Annotated in this window: 17 protein-coding genes; 5 read left to right on the forward strand and 12 right to left on the reverse strand. The window is 67.1% G+C overall.

Translation table 11 applies throughout. The features are described 5' to 3' along the window. Positions 1-84: 84 nt before the first annotated feature. From EWE75_RS10545 to EWE75_RS10585, 9 genes are all read right to left on the reverse strand, one after another. Positions 85-1617 (reverse strand): TadA family conjugal transfer-associated ATPase, encoded by a 1533-nt coding sequence (locus EWE75_RS10545; protein WP_130157173.1) that lies wholly within the window; start codon positions 1615-1617, stop codon positions 85-87. 13 nt (positions 1618-1630) lie between these two features. Then, positions 1631-1858: a hypothetical protein gene (locus tag EWE75_RS10550; protein WP_130157175.1), complete on the reverse strand. Its 228-nt coding sequence runs from the start codon at positions 1856-1858 to the stop codon at positions 1631-1633. Next, complete coding sequence (locus tag EWE75_RS10555; RefSeq protein ID WP_130157177.1) at positions 1827-2366, reverse strand: hypothetical protein; 540 nt, start codon at positions 2364-2366, stop codon at positions 1827-1829. Before EWE75_RS10555 ends, EWE75_RS10550 begins: the two co-directional genes overlap by 32 nt. 56 nt (positions 2367-2422) lie before the next feature. Further along, positions 2423-2674 carry an ATP synthase F1 subunit epsilon gene (locus EWE75_RS10560; protein ID WP_130157179.1) on the reverse strand — a complete coding sequence of 84 codons (252 nt, stop codon included), beginning with the start codon at positions 2672-2674 and terminating at the stop codon, positions 2423-2425. 122 nt (positions 2675-2796) lie between these two features. Then, a complete protein-coding gene (gene atpD / locus EWE75_RS10565) occupies positions 2797-4251 on the reverse strand; it encodes a F0F1 ATP synthase subunit beta (RefSeq protein WP_206364741.1) in 1455 nt (484 codons plus the stop codon). A gap of 46 nt (positions 4252-4297) precedes the next feature. Further along, positions 4298-5179 (reverse strand): F0F1 ATP synthase subunit gamma, encoded by an 882-nt coding sequence (locus tag EWE75_RS10570; protein WP_130157183.1) that lies wholly within the window; start codon positions 5177-5179, stop codon positions 4298-4300. Between the two features lie 124 nt (positions 5180-5303). Beyond that, positions 5304-6833: a F0F1 ATP synthase subunit alpha gene (gene atpA / locus EWE75_RS10575; RefSeq protein ID WP_069205145.1), complete on the reverse strand. Its 1530-nt coding sequence runs from the start codon at positions 6831-6833 to the stop codon at positions 5304-5306. A 32-nt stretch (positions 6834-6865) separates the two neighbouring features. Further along, complete coding sequence (locus EWE75_RS10580; RefSeq protein WP_130157185.1) at positions 6866-7420, reverse strand: F0F1 ATP synthase subunit delta; 555 nt, start codon at positions 7418-7420, stop codon at positions 6866-6868. A 195-nt stretch (positions 7421-7615) separates the two neighbouring features. Beyond that, on the reverse strand, positions 7616-8275 hold the full coding sequence (locus EWE75_RS10585; protein WP_130157187.1) for a hypothetical protein: 660 nt from the start codon (positions 8273-8275) through the stop codon (positions 7616-7618). Between the two features lie 81 nt (positions 8276-8356). Here EWE75_RS10585 and ada point away from each other — a divergent pair, with 81 nt between their 5' ends. The 3 genes from ada to EWE75_RS10600 all read left to right on the forward strand — a co-directional run bounded on the left by ada (position 8357) and on the right by EWE75_RS10600 (position 10520). After that, positions 8357-9391 carry a bifunctional DNA-binding transcriptional regulator/O6-methylguanine-DNA methyltransferase Ada gene (ada, locus tag EWE75_RS10590; RefSeq protein WP_130157189.1) on the forward strand — a complete coding sequence of 345 codons (1035 nt, stop codon included), beginning with the start codon at positions 8357-8359 and terminating at the stop codon, positions 9389-9391. Positions 9392-9475: 84 nt separating this feature from the next. Next, entirely contained in the window at positions 9476-10015 is a 540-nt protein-coding gene (locus tag EWE75_RS10595; protein ID WP_130157191.1) for a CcdC protein domain-containing protein, read from the forward strand. Positions 10016-10049: 34 nt separating this feature from the next. After that, complete coding sequence (locus EWE75_RS10600; protein WP_130157193.1) at positions 10050-10520, forward strand: DUF1203 domain-containing protein; 471 nt, start codon at positions 10050-10052, stop codon at positions 10518-10520. A gap of 13 nt (positions 10521-10533) precedes the next feature. Here EWE75_RS10600 and EWE75_RS10605 read toward each other — a convergent pair whose 3' ends face one another. Both EWE75_RS10605 and EWE75_RS10610 read right to left on the reverse strand, forming a co-directional pair. After that, entirely contained in the window at positions 10534-11253 is a 720-nt protein-coding gene (locus EWE75_RS10605; protein ID WP_130157195.1) for an anti-sigma factor family protein, read from the reverse strand. Next, on the reverse strand, positions 11250-11738 hold the full coding sequence (locus tag EWE75_RS10610; protein ID WP_130157197.1) for a sigma-70 family RNA polymerase sigma factor: 489 nt from the start codon (positions 11736-11738) through the stop codon (positions 11250-11252). The genes EWE75_RS10605 and EWE75_RS10610 overlap by 4 nt, the downstream gene beginning before the upstream one ends. A 102-nt stretch (positions 11739-11840) precedes the next feature. Between EWE75_RS10610 and EWE75_RS10615 the strand changes: the two genes are divergently transcribed. Further along, entirely contained in the window at positions 11841-13073 is a 1233-nt protein-coding gene (locus tag EWE75_RS10615; protein ID WP_130157199.1) for a S8 family serine peptidase, read from the forward strand. Between the two features lie 95 nt (positions 13074-13168). Beyond that, positions 13169-14044, forward strand: coding sequence for a hypothetical protein (locus EWE75_RS10620; protein ID WP_206364739.1), 876 nt, complete (start codon positions 13169-13171; stop codon positions 14042-14044). 73 nt (positions 14045-14117) lie between these two features. Here EWE75_RS10620 and acnA read toward each other — a convergent pair whose 3' ends face one another. Next, the gene (gene acnA, locus EWE75_RS10625) at positions 14118-16796 is read right to left on the reverse strand and encodes an aconitate hydratase AcnA (protein WP_130157201.1); all 2679 of its coding nucleotides are present in this window, start codon (positions 16794-16796) and stop codon (positions 14118-14120) included. Positions 16797-17372 lie beyond the last annotated feature (576 nt).

The following is a 17372-nucleotide window of genomic DNA, read 5'->3' on the forward strand; positions in this document are numbered from 1 at the left end:
TCATTTGGAGAAGCAGGCGCCCCGACGCGCAGCGGCCCCGGCCTGCGCCGGGGCGACGGTATAGGGCTTGTCCCTACTTCGCCCTTACAGACACGCCTCCAGATACGCCTGATCGAACCCGAACTGCCGCGCTTTTTCCAGCGTATACGGCCGCAGCCCCATCGAGCGATATTCGCCGACGATCTTGCCGTCGGCGCTCTCCTCCAGATATTCGAACTTGAACAGCTCCTGCGTGACGATCACCGGGCCTTCCATGCCGATCACCTCGGTGATGTTGGTGACCCGGCGCGAACCGTCGCGCAGGCGCTTCACCTGCACGATCATGTCGACCGAATCGGCGATCTGGCGGCTGATCGCTTCCTTGGGCATCTTGATGTCGCCCATCATCACCATGTTCTCCATACGCCCGAGGCATTCGCGCGGGGAGTTGGAGTGGAGCGTACACATCGAGCCATCGTGCCCGGTGTTCATCGCGGCGAGCAGATCGAAACATTCAGCGCCGCGGATTTCGCCGAGAATGATGCGGTCCGGCCGCATACGCAGCGAGTTCTTGACGAGATCGCGGATGCTGATCTCGCCCTGACCTTCGAGGTTGGCCGGCCGTGTTTCGAGCGGCAGCCAGTGCGGCTGCTGCAAGCGCAGTTCGGCGGCGTCCTCGATCGTCAGCACGCGCTCGCCGGGGTCGATCATCTTCGACAGCGCGTTGAGCATCGTCGTCTTGCCGGAGCCGGTGCCGCCCGAGATGACGACGTTGAACCGGCACGCCCCCGCGATCTTGAGCGCGGTCGCCATCTTGACGCTCATCGAACCGAACCCCGCCATCATGTCGAGCGTGATCGGCTTGTCGGAGAACTTACGAATCGAGATCGCGGTGCCGCGCAGCGAGAGCGGCGGCACGATCACGTTGACGCGGGAGCCATCTTTCAAGCGCGCGTCGGCGAGCGGCGTGGTCTGGTCAACGCGGCGGCCGACCGAGTTGCAGATTCGCTGCGCGATCTGGAACAGATGTTCCTCGTCGCGGAACTGGATTTGCGCGAGTTCGAGCTTGCCCTTGCGTTCGACGAAGGTCTGGTTGGGGCCGTTGACCATGATGTCGGTGACGTTCGGATCGGACAGCAATTCCTCGAGCGGCCCGAGCCCGAGCAACTCGTCGACCAGCACCTTCTCCAGTGCGAACTGCTCGCGGCGGTTGAGCGTCAGCTTCAGCTCGGCGAGCACCTCGCCGATGATCGGGCGGAATTCCTCGGCAAGCTCGTCCTTGTCGAGCGTCGCGGCAGCTTCGGGATCGACGCGTTCGAGCAGACGCGGCAGCACCTGCTCCTTGATCTTGTGGATCGACGCCTCGAACCCCTCAACCCGGCTGTTGCCGGCCTCGCCCGACGCGGCCTGCCGCTCGGCAAGCCGCTGCATCGCATCGTGCGAGGCGCCGGGCATGACGCCCATCGCCATCCCGTCGATCTCACCGGGCATCGGCAGGTCGACCAATGGCGGGAATTGCTCGGCATAGGTGTCGGCGTCGGATGCCGGACGTGGCGCGCCCTGCATCGGTCGCGCAACGCCGAAGGCGGGGCGCGTGCCCGTTCCGGTTGTTCCCGGTCGCCGCCCAAAAGCACTCATTCCGCGTGATCCCTCATCCATGAGCACGGGGGATAGAGGCGAGGGTTTGATAATTTCCTAAGCCCATGTGCGACCGGGCGTGCGCTTCGGGGTCGCGACGCCAGATCACGAGGCGATCGTGGCCGCCCGTGTAGACGCGGTGCGGCAGTTGCGCGATCGGATGATAGTCGCGCGCAAGCGTCGCCGCGAGCAAGCGCTCCATCGCCGGGTTACGATCGGTCCAGCTCGAATGCGCGATCATCCATCGTTCCAGCGGCGCGCACGGTCAGACACGCCGCCGCCATGACGAACAGATCGTAGAAGACCGGCGTCTGGGTGGTGTCACCCCATAAAGTGTTCAGCGCGGCGAGATAGAAGATGCCGGCCATTGTCGCCGGTATCCAGCCAACCCGCTTCCGCGTGAACACGGCTATCAGCAGCGCGGTCGCGGCGGCGAAAGCGGTGGCGACCAACTGCGCCGCCAGTACGCCATTGCCAGGTAGCAGGCGGATTGCCGCGAACAGCACGAACAGGCCGACCGGCTTGCGGTCCCAAATGTCGAGATACGGCAGTTCGCCGTGCCACATCCGATCGCCGACGAGCAGGTAGAATTGCTCATCCACTCCGGCGATCGGGTCGCCGAAAAGGCCGAAGCGGAGCAACACGGCCGCGCAGGCGAGGGCGCCAAGCGCCACCCACGCGGCGCGCGGAAACCGCGCGGTATAGTCGCGGGCAAAGGATAGTGTGGGCGGGCCGGGGACAATATCCATGACCGGCCGTGTCGCAGAGCGTGGTTAACGCCCGGTAAAGTACCGCAGCGAGGAGATCAGGCGGCGCGCTCGGCCAATACGGTCAGCCCGCTCGCATTGACCTCGGCGAAACCGCCCTCGATCGTGAGCAGCTCGGGGTCGCCCTTTTCGGTGCGGTAGATCTGGAGAGCGCCGTCGCGGATCGTCGACATCACCGGCGCATGGCCCTCGAGCACGCCGAAATCGCCCTCGGTGCCGGGCACGACGACCATATAGACCTCTTCCGAGCGGACGAGCTTTTCAGGCGTGACGAGTTCGAAGTGCAGCATTTTGGTTTCCTACTCCCCTCCCGCTCGCGGGAGGGGTCGGGGGAGGGCGTGTCAGTCGGAAGAACCTTGCCCACAGGCCCTCCCCCAGCCTCTCCCGCGAGCGGGAGGGAGTAGAGGTGGCTTTACGCCTCCTGCGCCATCTTCTCGGCCTTGGCGATCGCTTCCTCGATGCCGCCGACCATGTAGAAAGCGGCTTCCGGCAGGTGATCATACTCACCTTCGACGACTGCCTTGAACGACTTCACCGTGTCCTCGATCTGGACGAACTTGCCCGGAATGCCGGTGAAGACCTCGGCGACGTGGAACGGCTGCGACAGGAAGCGCTGGATTTTGCGCGCACGCGACACGGTCAGCTTATCCTCTTCGGAAAGCTCGTCCATGCCGAGGATCGCGATGATGTCCTGCAGCGACTTGTACTTCTGGAGCGTCGACTGAACCGCACGCGCGGTATCATAATGCTCCTGGCCGACGACGCGCGGTTCGAGAACGCGGCTGGTCGAATCGAGCGGATCGACCGCCGGGTAGATACCGAGTTCCGAGATCGCGCGGTTGAGCACGGTCGTCGCGTCCAAGTGGGCGAACGACGTCGCCGGCGCCGGATCGGTCAAATCGTCGGCCGGCACGTACACGGCCTGCACCGAGGTGATCGAACCCTTGTTGGTCGAAGTGATGCGCTCCTGCAGTGCGCCCATGTCGGTCGACAGCGTCGGCTGATAGCCCACCGCCGACGGGATACGGCCGAGCAAAGCCGACACTTCCGCGCCCGCTTGGGTGAAGCGGAAGATGTTGTCGACGAAGAACAAAACGTCCTGGCCTTCGACGTCGCGGAAATATTCGGCGATGGTCAGACCCGACAGCGCGACGCGGGCGCGCGCGCCGGGCGGCTCGTTCATCTGGCCGTATACCAGCGCGACCTTCGAGCCTTCCGAGATCGCGTTGCCGTCGGCATCCTTGGCGATGACGTTGGCGTCGAGGAACTCGTGATAGAGATCGTTGCCCTCGCGGGTGCGCTCGCCGACGCCGGCGAACACCGAGGTGCCGCCGTGGCCCTTGGCGATGTTGTTGATGAGTTCCTGGATCAGCACGGTCTTGCCGACGCCGGCGCCGCCGAACAGGCCGATCTTGCCGCCCTTGGCGTAAGGCGCGAGCAGATCGATCACCTTGATGCCGGTGACGAGGATCGCATTCTCGGTCGACTGATCGACAAACAGCGGCGCCTTGGCATGGATCGGTGCGCGCAGATCGGTGTTGACCGGGCCGCGCTCGTCGATCGGCTCACCGATCACGTTGAGGATGCGGCCGAGCGTGGCGGGGCCGACCGGCACCTGAATCTGGTTGCCGGTGTCGGTCACGGTCTGGCCGCGCATCAGGCCCTCGGTCGCGTCCATTGCGATCGTGCGGACGGTGTTCTCGCCGAGATGCTGCGCGACTTCGAGCACCAGCTTGGCGCCGTTGTTGCTGGTCTCGAGCGCGTTCAGAATCGCGGGCAGGTTGCCCTGCTCGAACGCAACGTCGACGACCGCGCCGATCACCTGGCTGATGCGGCCTACGTTGTTGGTGGTCGCCACGGGAGCGATCGTATCGGGGGCGGTTGCCATTGCTCGTCCTACCTTCTTGCGATTTTTACAGCGCTTCCGCGCCGGAAATGATTTCCACCAGTTCGGTCGTGATCGCGGCCTGGCGGGCTCGGTTGTACTGGATGCTGAGACGCTTGATCATGTCGCCGGCGTTGCGCGTGGCGTTTTCCATCGCGGTCATGCGGCTGCCCTGCTCAGACGCGGCGTTCTCCAGCAGTGCGCCGAAGATCTGGATCGCGATGTTGCGCGGCAGCAGGTCGGCGAGGATCGATTCCTCATCGGGCTCGTATTCGACCGCTGCACCGCCATCGCTCGCCACCGCATCGTCGTTGGCGGGCAAAGCGACCGGGATGATCTGACGGCCGATCGGCTCCTGTACCAGCGCCGACTGGAAGCGCGCGTAGAACAGGTGCGCGACGTCGAACTCGCCCGCTTCGTAGCGCGCGATCACGTCGTCGGTGATCGCCTTGGCGTCGGCGAAGGCGACCGTCTTGATGTGGCTCATCTCATGATCGACCACGACCTGCGTCGGATAGAAGCGCTTGATGACACGGCCCTTCTTGCCGGCGACGTAGATCTTGACGGTCTTGCCGGCCTTTTCCAGTTCCTCTGCCTTGCGGCGCGCGGCGCGGACGATGTTCGAGTTGAACGCACCCGCGAGGCCACGCTCGGAGGTCGCGACGATCAGCAGGTGGACCTGGTCGCTGCCGGTGCCGGCGAGCAGCTTGGGGCCGCTTTCGCCGACCGTGACCTTCGACGCGAGGCTCGCCATCACGCGCTCCAGTCGGCTGGCGTAAGGGCGTGCGGCGACCGCCGCTTCCTGCGCACGGCGCAGCTTGGCGGCGGCGACCATCTTCATCGCCTTGGTGATCTTCTGCGTCGACTTCACCGAGCCGATGCGGATCTTGAGGGCCTTTAAGCTCGCCATCTTAGTCCTTCTTCTCCCTCTCCCCTCTGGGGAGAGGGTCGGGGAGAGGGGCTGTCCGCACGCATAACGTTTGTGACTGCCCCTCTCCCAACCCTCTCCCCGGAGGGGAGAGGGCTATGTTTTCTTACGCAAACGTCTTCGCGAACGCGTCGAGTGCAGCCTTGAGCTTGCCCTTGGCCTCGTCGCCGAGATCCTTGGTGTCGCGGATCAGGCCGAGCACGTCGGCATGGTTCGCGCGCAGATCGGCAAGCATCGCCGCTTCGTACCGCACCACGTCGCCGACCGACACCGTGTCGAGATAGCCTTGCGTACCAGCGAAGATCGACGCGGTCTGCTCCTCGAACGGCAGCGGGCTGAACTGCGGCTGCTTGAGCAGCTCGGTCAGGCGCGCGCCGCGGTTGAGCAGCTTCTGGGTCGAGGCATCGAGGTCCGAGCCGAACTGCGCGAACGCCGCCATCTCGCGATACTGCGCCAGCTCGAGCTTGATCGAGCCCGACACCTTCTTCATCGCCTTGGTCTGCGCGGCCGAGCCGACGCGGCTCACCGACAGGCCGACGTTGATCGCCGGGCGGATGCCCGCGAAGAACAGGTCGGTTTCGAGGAAGATCTGGCCGTCGGTGATCGAGATCACGTTGGTCGGGATGTAGGCCGACACGTCGCCGGCCTGAGTCTCGATGATCGGCAGCGCGGTCAGCGAGCCCGAGCCATTGGCCTTGTTCATCTTCGCTGCGCGCTCAAGCAGGCGGCTGTGGAGATAGAACACGTCGCCCGGATAGGCTTCGCGGCCCGGCGGGCGGCGCAGCAGCAGCGACATCTGGCGATAAGCGACCGCCTGCTTGGAGAGATCGTCGAACACGATCAGCGCGTGCATGCCGTTGTCGCGGAAATACTCGCCCATCGCGGTGCCGGTGTAGGGCGCGAGGAACTGGAGCGGGGCAGGGTCCGATGCGGTCGCGGCGACCACGATCGAATAGTCCATCGCGCCATTCTCGGTCAGCGTGCGGACGAGTTGCGCGACGGTCGAGCGCTTCTGGCCGACCGCGACGTAGATGCAGTAGAGCTTCTTGCTCTCGTCATCGCCGGCGTTGGCGGTCTTCTGGTTGATGAACGTGTCGATCGCGACGGCCGACTTGCCGGTCTGACGATCGCCGATGATGAGCTCGCGCTGGCCACGGCCGACGGGAACGAGCGCGTCGATCGCCTTGAGGCCGGTCTGCACCGGCTCGTGGACCGAGGTGCGCGGGATGATGCCCGGTGCCTTGACTTCGACGCGGCTGCGCTGGTCGGTCACGATCGGGCCTTTGCCGTCGATCGGGTTGCCGAGGCCATCGACGACGCGCCCGAGCAGGCCCTTGCCGATCGGAACGTCGACGATCGTGCCGGTGCGCTTGACGACGTCACCTTCCTTGATCTCCGAGTCCGACCCGAAGATCACGACGCCGACGTTGTCGGCCTCGAGGTTGAGCGCCATGCCCTGCACGCCGTTCGAGAATTCGACCATCTCGCCCGCCTGGACGTTGTCGAGCCCGTGAATGCGCGCGATGCCGTCACCGACCGACAGCACCTGGCCGGTTTCGGAGACTTCCGCCTCGGTGCCGAAGCTGGCGATCTGGTCCTTGATGACCTTCGAGATTTCTGCGGCGCGGATATCCATTTTTCAGCCTTTCCCACTGACAGCCTCGGCTGTCAGCCTTTCATTGCGTGCGCGAGCGTATTGAGACGGGTCTTGATCGACGAATCGATCATTTGGCTGCCGATCCTGACGACCAGCCCACCGAGGAGCGAGGGATCGACCGTGAGATCGACGGAAACATCGCGGCCAACCCGCGTGCGGAGCTGCTGCTTGAGCGCATCGACCTGATCGTCGCTCAGCGGGTGTGCCGAGGCGACTTCGGCGGTCGTCTCGCCGCGGAAGTTGGCGGCGAGTTCGCGGAAGGCGCGGATCACGGCGGGAAGCTGCGACAGCCGGCGGTTGTCGGCGAGCACGCCGAGGAACTTCCTGGTGGTCGCGTCGAGGCCGAGTTCATCGGCGACGGCGGCGGTCGCGTTGGCGGCGTCCTTGCGCGACACCAGCGGGCTTTGCGTCAGGCGCTTGAAATCGTCCGACTGGTCGAGCGCGGCGCGCACCGTGGCGAGGCTCGCCTCGACGGTGTCGATCGCCTTGGTCTCGCGTGCCAGTTCGAACAAAGCCGTCGCGTAGCGACCGCTTAAACTGGCTTGAATACCGCCGGATGTCTCCACGCGATCAGGTTCCTCAGGTAAGGGCGAACAGAAGATGGCCCCATGCAATAACAAGGCTGGCGCAGACGCGCCTGCCGATGGGTTGGCGGGCGGTTAGCATCGGGTTCCGCAATGCGCAAGCCGGGCGAAGCGGTCAAGACCTGTGGATAGTCACGGTTCGGTCAGCGAGGCAATCTGTGCGCGTCCGCGATGAATTCAGCGGCGTATCGCGGGTGGTTGCGTACCCAGCACCGCAGCCGTGTAGTTCTCGATGACTTGCGAGAACGGCGTACCATCGGGCAGCACCAGCACCGCGCGGTTCTCGATTAGCCGCGCCGGGATCGCGAGGCTTTTGGTCGAGCGATCTTTGATAGCGCTATCAGGTTCGTGAATATCCCAATCCTCGCCGAGCGGCGCCCACAGGATGCGCGAGCCGAGTGCCACGCGATGAAAGCCGAGCGGCCGGACGATTCGCCCGAATGACACGTCGGTCGAATCGAGCGCGCGGTTCATCTCAGGCGTCAGCCGTGCCGGCACATACCAGTTCTCCGCCACCGACAGCACGCGCGCGCCGCAGCGCAGATGCACGAGACGGTATCGCACCGGCTCGTCCGCGCCGACGTGAAGCGCGGCGCGCACCTCGGGCGGGGCGGGGCGCTCCGCCCCCGGCTGCCGATCCGCGACGATTTGGGTGCCGGCCGGCGCAAGGCCGTGGCGAACGCACCAGTCGTCCAGCACCAGAGTCGCGCTGTCGTGCGTCAGCAGCGCGAGTTCGAGGTCCTGCACCATCGCCAGCGCCGCCAGCCGGGCGACGCGAGTATCGGGCCAGGCGGCATCGGCGGCGGTCGCAACCGGCATGGGGGGCAGGGCGGGCATAAGCCCCCCGCTACCCGCAACCCGGCTTTGACCGCAAGCGGCGGGATGTGATGCGCGGGGCGACGCGCCTATACCGGCGCCATGCCCGAGACTCTCCCGATCGACACCGACGCCGCCTGGACCGCCTTCGACGCGCGCGACCGCCGCCGCGACGGGCGCTTCGTCGTCGCGGTCCACACCACCCGCATCTATTGCAAGCCGAGCTGCCCGGCGCGGCGCCCCAAGCGCGAGAACGTGTCATTCTATCACGATGGCGCCGAAGCGCAGGCGGCCGGCTATCGCGCCTGCCTGCGCTGCAAGCCCGACGATGCCGCGCGCGACCGTGTCGCCGTCGCGCAGGCGATCGCGCTGATCGAGGCCGACGCTGCGACCGGCCTCGACGCGCTGGCGGCGGCGGTCGGCTACGCGCCGCACCATTTCCACCGCCTGTTCAAGCGCGCGACCGGCGTCACGCCCGCCGCGTATGCGCGCGGCTTGCGCGCCACCCGTGCCGCACAGGCGCTCACCGAGGAGGACAGCGTGACAGAAGCGATCTACGAGGCTGGCTATTCCGCGCCGAGCCGCTTCTACGAACAGGGCGCACCACGGCTCGGCATGAGCCCGAGCGCCTGGGCGAAGGGCGGTGCGGGGGTGGTGATCCGCTGGACCATCGCCGACACCAGCCTCGGGCCGATGCTGGTCGCCGCCACCGACAAGGGGCTGTGCCGGGTCTCGTTCGACGAGGGCGAGGCGACCTTGCGCGCGCGCTTCCCCAAGGCGGAGATCGTCCCCGGCGGCGCGGCGCTCGCCGATCTCGCCGCGCGCGTGGTCGCGGCGGTCGAATCGCCCGATCGCGACATGGACCTGCCGCTCGACGTGCGCGGCACCGCTTTCCAAGAGGCAGTGTGGCAGGCTTTGCGCGACATCCCGCTCGGCGAAACGCGCAGCTACCGAGAGCTCGCGGCCGCGACCGGCCACCCGCAGGCGGTGCGGGCGGCCGGGACGGCGTGCGGCGCCAACCCGGTCTCGATCGTCATTCCTTGCCACCGCGCGCAGCGTGCCGACGGATCGATGGCGGGGTACGCCTGGGGGATCGACCGCAAGGTCGCGCTGCGCAAACGCGAGGGCGTGGAATGAGCGATCTTAACTGCGGTATTCGACTAGTACACCTCGTCGGCATCGGGTATGGCTCCGTGCGGTCCACGCTCGCGAGGTTTGACGATGCCGGTACATGCCATTCCGCCCAGCCAGTTGCTGCAATATCTCGTCGCCGCCGTTGCGCTCGTGCTGGTGGTCGGGTTCCGAATGCGGCGCCTCGCGCAGTCGCGCCCGTTGCTGGTCGAACGATTGTGGATCTTCCCGGCGGTGTATCTCGCGATCACCGTCTATCTGCTGGCCGAATTCCCGCCGACGTCGTTCGGCTGGCTGTATTGCGCGCTCGCGCTGGTGGCGGGCGGAGCATTGGGCTGGCAGCGCGGCAAGACGATGCGGATCAGCGTCGATCCCGTGACGCATCAGCTCAACCAGAAAGCGTCGCTCGCCGGCATGGCATTTCTGCTGGTGCTGATCGCGGTTCGCTCTGGCGCGCGGATCGAGGGGCAGGCGATGCACCTCAATCTCGGCATGGTGACCGATATCCTTGTGGTGTTCGCGCTCGGTCTGTTCGCGGTGCAACGCGTGGAGATGTACACCCGCGCCAAGCGGCTGCTGGCGGCCGCGCAGGCCGCGATGCCACCCGCGATCGTGTCGCCGACGCGCTGATCGCGGCGGCGCTGCGCAAGCGCGAGGGCGTGGCATGAGCGGCTTCGTGATCCGGGGCCTCGATCCCGCGCCATTCCTCGGCTTCTACGGCCAAAGCGATGCCGCCTTGGCCGAGCGGGGCGTGGTGCGGATGCGGGTCGATGCCACCCCTGGCTTTCCCTGCCGCGTGACACTCGAGGATGTCGCGCCCGGCGCGGATGTGCTGCTGCTCAACTTCGAGCATCTGCCGGTGGCGACGCCGTACCGATCCCGCCACGCCATCTTCGTGCGCGAGGGTGCCGACGCGCCGGCCGTTTTCGAGGATGTCGTGCCCGATGTCCTTGCCCGCCGGCTGCTCTCGGTACGCGCGTTCGACGCAGCAGGCATGATGACCGATGCCGACGTGATCGACGGCATGGATCTCGCGCCCCTGATCGCACGGATGCTCGCCGACCCGGCGGTCGCGTATCTCCACGCGCACAACGCCAAGCGCGGCTGCTTCGCGGCCCGGATCGACCGGCGCTGAGACCGCGCGCCGCTTACCGCGACCGCCAGCCGATTGCCCGCGCGCGCGCCTCTGCGGCGGCGTCGAGCGGTTCGCCCGACATGGCGGCTTCCGCATCGGCCATGATCGCTGCGTCATCGGACCCCGCCTGACGATATTCGGTCGCCGCCGTCTGGGTTCGGCCCCGCGTCTCGCGCAACACCCAGGCATCCCCGTCGCGACACGCGATGCCGCCAAGCGCGGGCGTCGCGAACGTCCGGCAGATCGTGCCCGATCGGTCGCGAAAGGTGACGCGCACGCGCGTCGTCGCGGCGCTGTCCTGAGTCGCGGCGAGTTGCGTGTTGAGCGCGTGGTCGAGGCTGCCCGATGCGATGAGGGCGCCGCCCCGGCTCGTCACCGGCGCGCCGCCGTCAAGCTGCCCACCGAGGAACAGCCCCAACGCCAGACTCGCCGCGATCGCACCGCCGACCGGCCAGCCGCTCCACCCGCGCGTGCGCCGCCGCGCGGCTCGCACCGAGGCGAGGTCTACCACCTTCGGGGTTTCCACCGCCGCCAGCAGCGGCTTGGGCACGGGTTCCGCCGCGACTGGATCGAACGCCCGCGCCAGCGTGGCACGCAACGCGCGATGCCGCGCCACCGTCGCGGCGGCTTGCGGGTCGCCGGCGATGGCACGCTCGACCCGCTTGGCCGATAGCGGGTCGAGTTCGCCATCGGCATAGGCCATCAGCATCTCGGGGTCGATTTCGCCGCTCATGCCGCCTCTCCCAGCGTTCGCATCAAGGCTTCGCGCCCGCGCACCAGCCGCGACGTGAGCGTACCCATCGGTATCTCCAGCACCATCGCCGCCTCCTTGTACGCGAGACCTTCGACCAGCACGAGCGCGACCGCCTCGCGCTGGTCTGGCGGCAGCATCGCCATCGCACGGCCGACATTGCCGAGTTCGACCCGCGCCTCGATCGCGCGGTCTCCCGCGTCGCCGATGCTTTCGCCGGCCTCGGCCGCGACGAAGGTCTCGCCGCGACGTTTGCTCGCGCGGGCGGTGTCGATCCAGGCGTTGCGCATGATACGGTACATCCAGCTATCCAGTCGCGTTCCGGGCTGCCATTGGTCGCGCGATTTCAACGCGCGCTCGATGGTCGCCTGACACAAATCGTCGGCATCGGCGGGCGCGAACGCGAGCGAGCGGGCGAACCGCCGCAGGCGCGGCAGCAGACCGATCAGTTCGTCCTCGAAACGCACGCCATCGTCCTTTCGCCTGCCGACAGGGATGAAACGGACGCCGCGATCCGTTTCATCCCGGACATGACAGATTTTCCCGATCCGCCTAGGGTCGCGCGCACTATGATGCGGCGCGCGCTGATCCCTGCCTTGCTGCTGCTCGCAACGCCCGTAGCGGCGCAAGTGGCGTTGCCGCGCGTGACCGATATCGTCAACGACACGCTGCGCGGCGTGACCGATGCGGTGCGGGCGGCGCCCGAACTGCCATCGGCGGTCGTCGCGCTGGCGCAGGCCCGGCTGGACAGGATCACCGCGGTGTTGCGCGATCATCGCACCGAACTGGCGCGCGACGATCACGGCGATCCCGCGCGCGCCGGCACCGTTCTGGTCGGCGACCCCGACGACGCGCTGGTCGCGGCTGCGACCAGCGCTGGCTTCGTGCTGGCCGAGCGCGGCGCGTTGGAGGGTCTCGACATCGGCTATGCGCGGTTCGACGTGCCACGCGGCAAATCGCTGGTCGACGGGCTTCGCACGATGCGCCGGCTCGCCAAGGGGCACGATGTCTCGGCCGATCAAGTGCATTTCGAGAGCGGCGCGGTGGCGGGCGCCGTGACGTCCGGTATGACCGCCACGCAGGCGAGCGTATCGGGTGCGATCGGGATGATCGACGGCGGCGTGGCGACGGTCGCCGGCCCGGTTACGCAACGCGGCTTCGCGGCGGGCGCGCCGTCGCCGGACAACCACGGCACCGCGATCGCGTCGCTGCTGATCGGCGGGGGTGGCGTGCGCGGCGCGGCGATCGGCGCGCGGCTGTACGCGGCGGACGTCTACGGCAAGGACGCTGCCGGCGGCAACGCGCTCGCCATCGCCAAGGCGCTGGCATGGCTCGCCAGCGAGCGCGTGCCGGTGACGGTCGTCAGTCTGGTCGGGCCTGCCAACCCCTTGCTCGCGCGGGTGGTGCAAGCGGTGCAGGCGCGGGGCATGATCGTGGTCGCGGCGGTGGGGAACGACGGGCCAGCCGCACCGCCATCCTATCCGGCCTCCTATCCCGGCGTGATCGCGGTCACCGGCGTCGACGGGCGCGGGCGCGCGTTGATCGAGGCGGGGCGCGCGCTGCATCTCGATTATGCGGCGCCGGGCGCGGACATGCTCGCCGCGAACGCGCAAGGCCGTGGCGCAGCGGTGCGCGGCACCTCGTTCGCGGCGCCGCTCGTCGCCGCGCGGCTCGCGCGCTTCGTTGGCGGTGGCAAGGCGGCAGCCCTCAAGGCGGTGGACGGCGAAGCGCGCAAGGCAACCCCGGCCAGCCGCTATGGGCGCGGCATCGTGTGCGAAAGCTGCCGAACGCCCGCGAAATAAGTTTTTTCGCTGCGGCGGATTAAACGCGGAGCGGCACCCGTTCTTCCTGTGAGGGCACCGGCACGGCGCCCGCAAGACACAGGAAGGATAGCATCATGAAGACGTTCCTTATCGGCACGACCGCGATCGCTCTCGCATTCAGCGCGGTTCCCGCATCGGCGCAGTTGCTCGGCGGGGGCGGCGGGCTGGGTGGCGGGCTGGGCGGTGCGCTCGGCGGAGGATTGGGTGGCGGGCTGGGCGGCATCGCCGGCAGCGGCACCGGCATGCTCGGTGGCACGCTGAACGGCACATCGACCGTCTCCCGCAGCCTGCGTTCGACCACGCAGGGTACGCTCGACAACACAGTTTCGACCACCGGCTCCACCAGGGTCGATCGCCGCAAGGGTAGCGTGTCGGCCAGCCGTTCGGTCGATGGGTCGCTCGGCGGCACCCTCGCCAATGCGACCGGCCCCACCAGCAGCGCGGTTTCGGGCAACGCCAGCGGTTCGGCGTCCGGTAGCGGCAGCGCGCAATTGATCGGCACCGATGCGGTCGGCAGCGCGGCGCGCGGCGCGGTCGGCACGGCGCGAAATACGGCTGGCACCGTTGGCAATCGCGCCGGCACCGCCGTCGGCACGCTGCGCGACCGCGCCGCGAACCTTGCCGGCTCGGGTACGACGAACGGATCGGCGACGGGCAGCGCTGCGGGCAGCGCGGATAGCAGCGCCGACGGCCTTGGGCTGGCGGGCACCGGCGATGCCGCCGGATCGAGCGGCTTCACCGTCACGCGTGGCATGAAGGTGCGCGATGCTGCCGGCAGCGTGATCGGTCGCGTCAACGCGGTGGCGACCGACGCGCGCGGTCGCATCCAGACGATCACCATGAAGGTCGGTAACAAGCTCGCCACGCTGCCGGCTGCCAATTTCAGCGGCAACGGCAATTTGCTCGTTTCGGCGATGGGGCAGGGCGAGGTTCAGAACGCGGCGAAATAAGCGCGCTTCTGAACAGACATTTCGGAAATGGACTCCGGCCCGGGCGGCAGCGCCCGGGCCGGAGTTGGTTGGATTACGCCGCCAGCTTGCGCAGCACGTACTGGAGGATGCCGCCGTTGAGGAAATATTCCAGCTCGTTGACGGTATCGATGCGGCAGCGCGTCTTGAACGTCTCGACCGTGCCGTCGGCGCGGGTGAGCGTCACGTCGACGTCCTGACGCGGGCGGATCTCGGCGACCTTCATGATCGTGAAGGTCTCGCTGCCGTCGAGCTTGAGCGTCTGGCGCGTCACGCCGTCCGCGAACTGGAGCGGCAGCACGCCCATGCCGACCAGGTTCGAACGGTGGATACGCTCGAAGCTTTCGGTGATGACCGCGCGCACGCCGAGCAGGTTGGTGCCCTTCGCCGCCCAGTCGCGTGACGATCCGGTGCCATATTCCTTGCCCGCGATCACGACGAGCGGGGTGCCCTCGGCCTTGTAGCGCATCGCCGCGTCGTAGATCGGCATCGTCTCGCCGGTCGGGACGTAGTTGGTCACGCCGCCTTCGATGCCGGGCGTCATCTCGTTCTTGATGCGGATGTTGGCGAAGGTGCCGCGCATCATCACTTCATGGTTGCCGCGGCGCGCGCCGTAGCTGTTGAAGTCCGCCTTGCTCACCTGATGGTCGAGCAGGAACTTGCCGGCGGGCGAATCGGCCTTGATCGAACCGGCCGGCGAGATGTGGTCGGTGGTGATCGAATCGGCGAAGATCGCGAGCGGACGCGCCTCGATGATGTCCTCGGTCGGCACCGGGGTCATCGTCATGCCGTCGAAGTACGGCGGGTTGGCGACATAGGTCGATCCGGCGCGCCATGCGTAGGTGTCCGATCCGGTCACGTCGATCGCCTGCCAGCGCGCATCGCCCGAGAACACGCTCGCATAGCGCGACTGGAACATCGCGCGGTCGATATTGGCGTCCATCAGCTCGCGGACTTCGGCGTTCGAAGGCCAGATGTCCTTGAGGTACACGTCGGTGCCATCGGTCGCCTGGCCGATCGGGGTGGTGGTGAAATCCTCGACCACGGTGCCCTTCAGCGCATAGGCGACGACCAGCGGCGGCGAGGCGAGGAAGTTGGCGCGCACGTCCGGGCTAACGCGGCCCTCGAAGTTGCGGTTGCCCGACAGCACCGAGGCGGCGACGATGTCGTTGCCGTTGATCGCCTTCGAGATCGGCTCGGCGAGCGGACCCGAATTGCCGATGCAAGTGGTGCAGCCATAGCCGACCAGGTTGAAGCCGACCGCGTCGAGATCGGCGCTGAGGCCCGACTTGTTGAGATAATCGGTAACGACCTGCGAACCCGGTGCGAGCGAGGTCTTGACCCACGGCTTCGGCTTGAGGCCGAGCGCGTTGGCCTTGCGCGCAACCAGACCGGCGGCGACCAGCACCGAGGGGTTCGAGGTGTTGGTGCAGCTCGTGATCGCGGCGATCACCACGTCGCCGTCGCCGATGTCATGGTCGCGGCCATCGACCGGGACGCGCTTGGCGCTGCCGTGGCCATAGACCTTGACGAGATCGGCGTTAAACGTGTCGTCGACTTCGGTGAGGATCACCTTGTCCTGCGGGCGCTTGGGGCCGGCGAGCGACGGCACGACGTTGGCCATGTCGAGCGAGAGCGTGTCGGTGAAGACGGGATCGGGCGCATCCGCCACGCGCCAGAAGCCCTGCGCCTTGGCATAGGCTTCGGTCAGCGCGATCTGGTCCTCTTCGCGGCCGGTCAGGCGCATGTACTCAAGCGTCGCGTCGTCGATCGGGAAGAAGCCGCAGGTCGCGCCATATTCGGGCGCCATGTTGGCGATCGTCGCACGGTCGGCGAGGCTGAGCGCGTCGAGGCCGGGGCCGTAGAACTCGACGAAACGGCCGACCACGCCCTTGGCGCGCAGCATCTGCGTGACGGTGAGCACGAGATCAGTGGCGGTGATGCCCTCGGCCAGCGTGCCGGTCAGCTTGAAGCCGACCACTTCGGGGATCAGCATCGAGACGGGCTGGCCGAGCATAGCGGCCTCAGCCTCGATCCCGCCGACGCCCCAGCCCAGCACGCCGAGGCCGTTGACCATCGTCGTGTGGCTGTCGGTGCCGACGCAGGTGTCCGGGTAGGCGATCTTCTTGCCGTCGGGCGCGACCGACGACCACACCGCCTGCGCGATGTTCTCGAGATTGACCTGATGGCAGATGCCGGTGCCGGGCGGCACGACCTTGAAATTGTCGAGCGCCTTCGAACCCCATTTCAGGAACTCGTAACGCTCGTTGTTGCGCTGGTATTCCAGCTCGACGTTATCCTCGAACGCCTTGGGCGTGCCGAACTCGTCGACCATTACCGAGTGATCGATAACGAGATGGACGGGGACGAGCGGATTGATCTTGGCCGCGTCGCCGCCGAGCTTGGTGATCGCATCGCGCATCGCGGCGAGATCGACCACGCAGGGAACGCCGGTGAAATCCTGCATCAGCACGCGCGCCGGGCGATACTGGATCTCGCGGTCCGAACGCTTGTCGATCTGCCAGTCGATGATTGCCTGGATGTCGTCGCCGGTGACGGTCACGCCATCCTCGAAGCGCAGCAGGTTTTCGAGCAGCACCTTCATCGAGAAGGGCAGGCGGCTGATGTCGCCGAGTTTTTCCGCCGCCGTGGCCAGGGAGTAATAATCGTAGGCGATTCCGTTCACGTCGAGCGTGGCGCGGGTGCCGAGCGTATCCTGGCCAATGGCGGTCATGCGGGTCCTTCCCATGTGAAGCCCCATGACGGGAGCGCGGCGGGAAGACGGCCCGGTAGGCCGCACGAGCGCGCCCCGGCTAGGGCGAATGCAAGAGTCGCGGGTGGCCTTAGCAATGGTGCGCGCAATGGGGAAGGGTGTGCGGCGCAGCAAATTGCGCGTCGCCGCGAACCATCGCTCGCAGAGACGTGCTAATGCGATGAACTCGCATCAAGCATGACCTATACCGTGACAGGCTACGCGCGGACAAGCTTTTGTATGAGTTTATGGAGGGGGGCTTGGTCTTCCGCAACCTGCTCCCCTCCCGGGAAGGGAGGGGCTGGGGGTGGGTGGGGCGCGGCAGCCGCTACGTTTCCTCGTGGACCGACCCACCCCCAGTTGCGGGTGAACAGTGCCCCGCACTGTTCAGGTCATGCCGGGGGCATGACCGACCCGAAACTCCTCCCTTCCAGGGCAGGGGAATCGCATTTGAGCTGGAGGGAGTAGCGCCGGGCAGGAAAAAGGATTCTGAAGCGTCTTCTGGAAAGACCGGGAGATGCAGGTGCGTGGTTTTCGAGAGTTGTTCGAAGTTGTGCC

Source organism: Sphingomonas populi, from assembly GCF_004208535.1.
GTDB classification, from domain to species: Bacteria; Pseudomonadota; Alphaproteobacteria; order Sphingomonadales; family Sphingomonadaceae; genus Sphingomonas; species Sphingomonas populi.

Coding starts and splice junctions, on each gene's coding strand:
- EWE75_RS10545 (WP_130157173.1), bottom strand. CDS start 1,617: ATGAGTGCTTTTGGGCGGCGACCGGGAACAACCGGAACGGGCACGCGC.
- EWE75_RS10550 (WP_130157175.1), bottom strand. CDS start 1,858: ATGATCGCGCATTCGAGCTGGACCGATCGTAACCCGGCGATGGAGCGC.
- EWE75_RS10555 (WP_130157177.1), bottom strand. CDS start 2,366: ATGGATATTGTCCCCGGCCCGCCCACACTATCCTTTGCCCGCGACTAT.
- EWE75_RS10560 (WP_130157179.1), bottom strand. CDS start 2,674: ATGCTGCACTTCGAACTCGTCACGCCTGAAAAGCTCGTCCGCTCGGAA.
- EWE75_RS10570 (WP_130157183.1), bottom strand. CDS start 5,179: ATGGCGAGCTTAAAGGCCCTCAAGATCCGCATCGGCTCGGTGAAGTCG.
- atpA (WP_069205145.1), bottom strand. CDS start 6,833: ATGGATATCCGCGCCGCAGAAATCTCGAAGGTCATCAAGGACCAGATC.
- EWE75_RS10585 (WP_130157187.1), bottom strand. CDS start 8,275: ATGCCCGCCCTGCCCCCCATGCCGGTTGCGACCGCCGCCGATGCCGCC.
- ada (WP_130157189.1), top strand. CDS start 8,357: ATGCCCGAGACTCTCCCGATCGACACCGACGCCGCCTGGACCGCCTTC.
- EWE75_RS10595 (WP_130157191.1), top strand. CDS start 9,476: ATGCCGGTACATGCCATTCCGCCCAGCCAGTTGCTGCAATATCTCGTC.
- EWE75_RS10600 (WP_130157193.1), top strand. CDS start 10,050: ATGAGCGGCTTCGTGATCCGGGGCCTCGATCCCGCGCCATTCCTCGGC.
- EWE75_RS10605 (WP_130157195.1), bottom strand. CDS start 11,253: ATGAGCGGCGAAATCGACCCCGAGATGCTGATGGCCTATGCCGATGGC.
- EWE75_RS10615 (WP_130157199.1), top strand. CDS start 11,841: ATGATGCGGCGCGCGCTGATCCCTGCCTTGCTGCTGCTCGCAACGCCC.
- EWE75_RS10620 (WP_206364739.1), top strand. CDS start 13,169: ATGAAGACGTTCCTTATCGGCACGACCGCGATCGCTCTCGCATTCAGC.
- acnA (WP_130157201.1), bottom strand. CDS start 16,796: ATGACCGCCATTGGCCAGGATACGCTCGGCACCCGCGCCACGCTCGAC.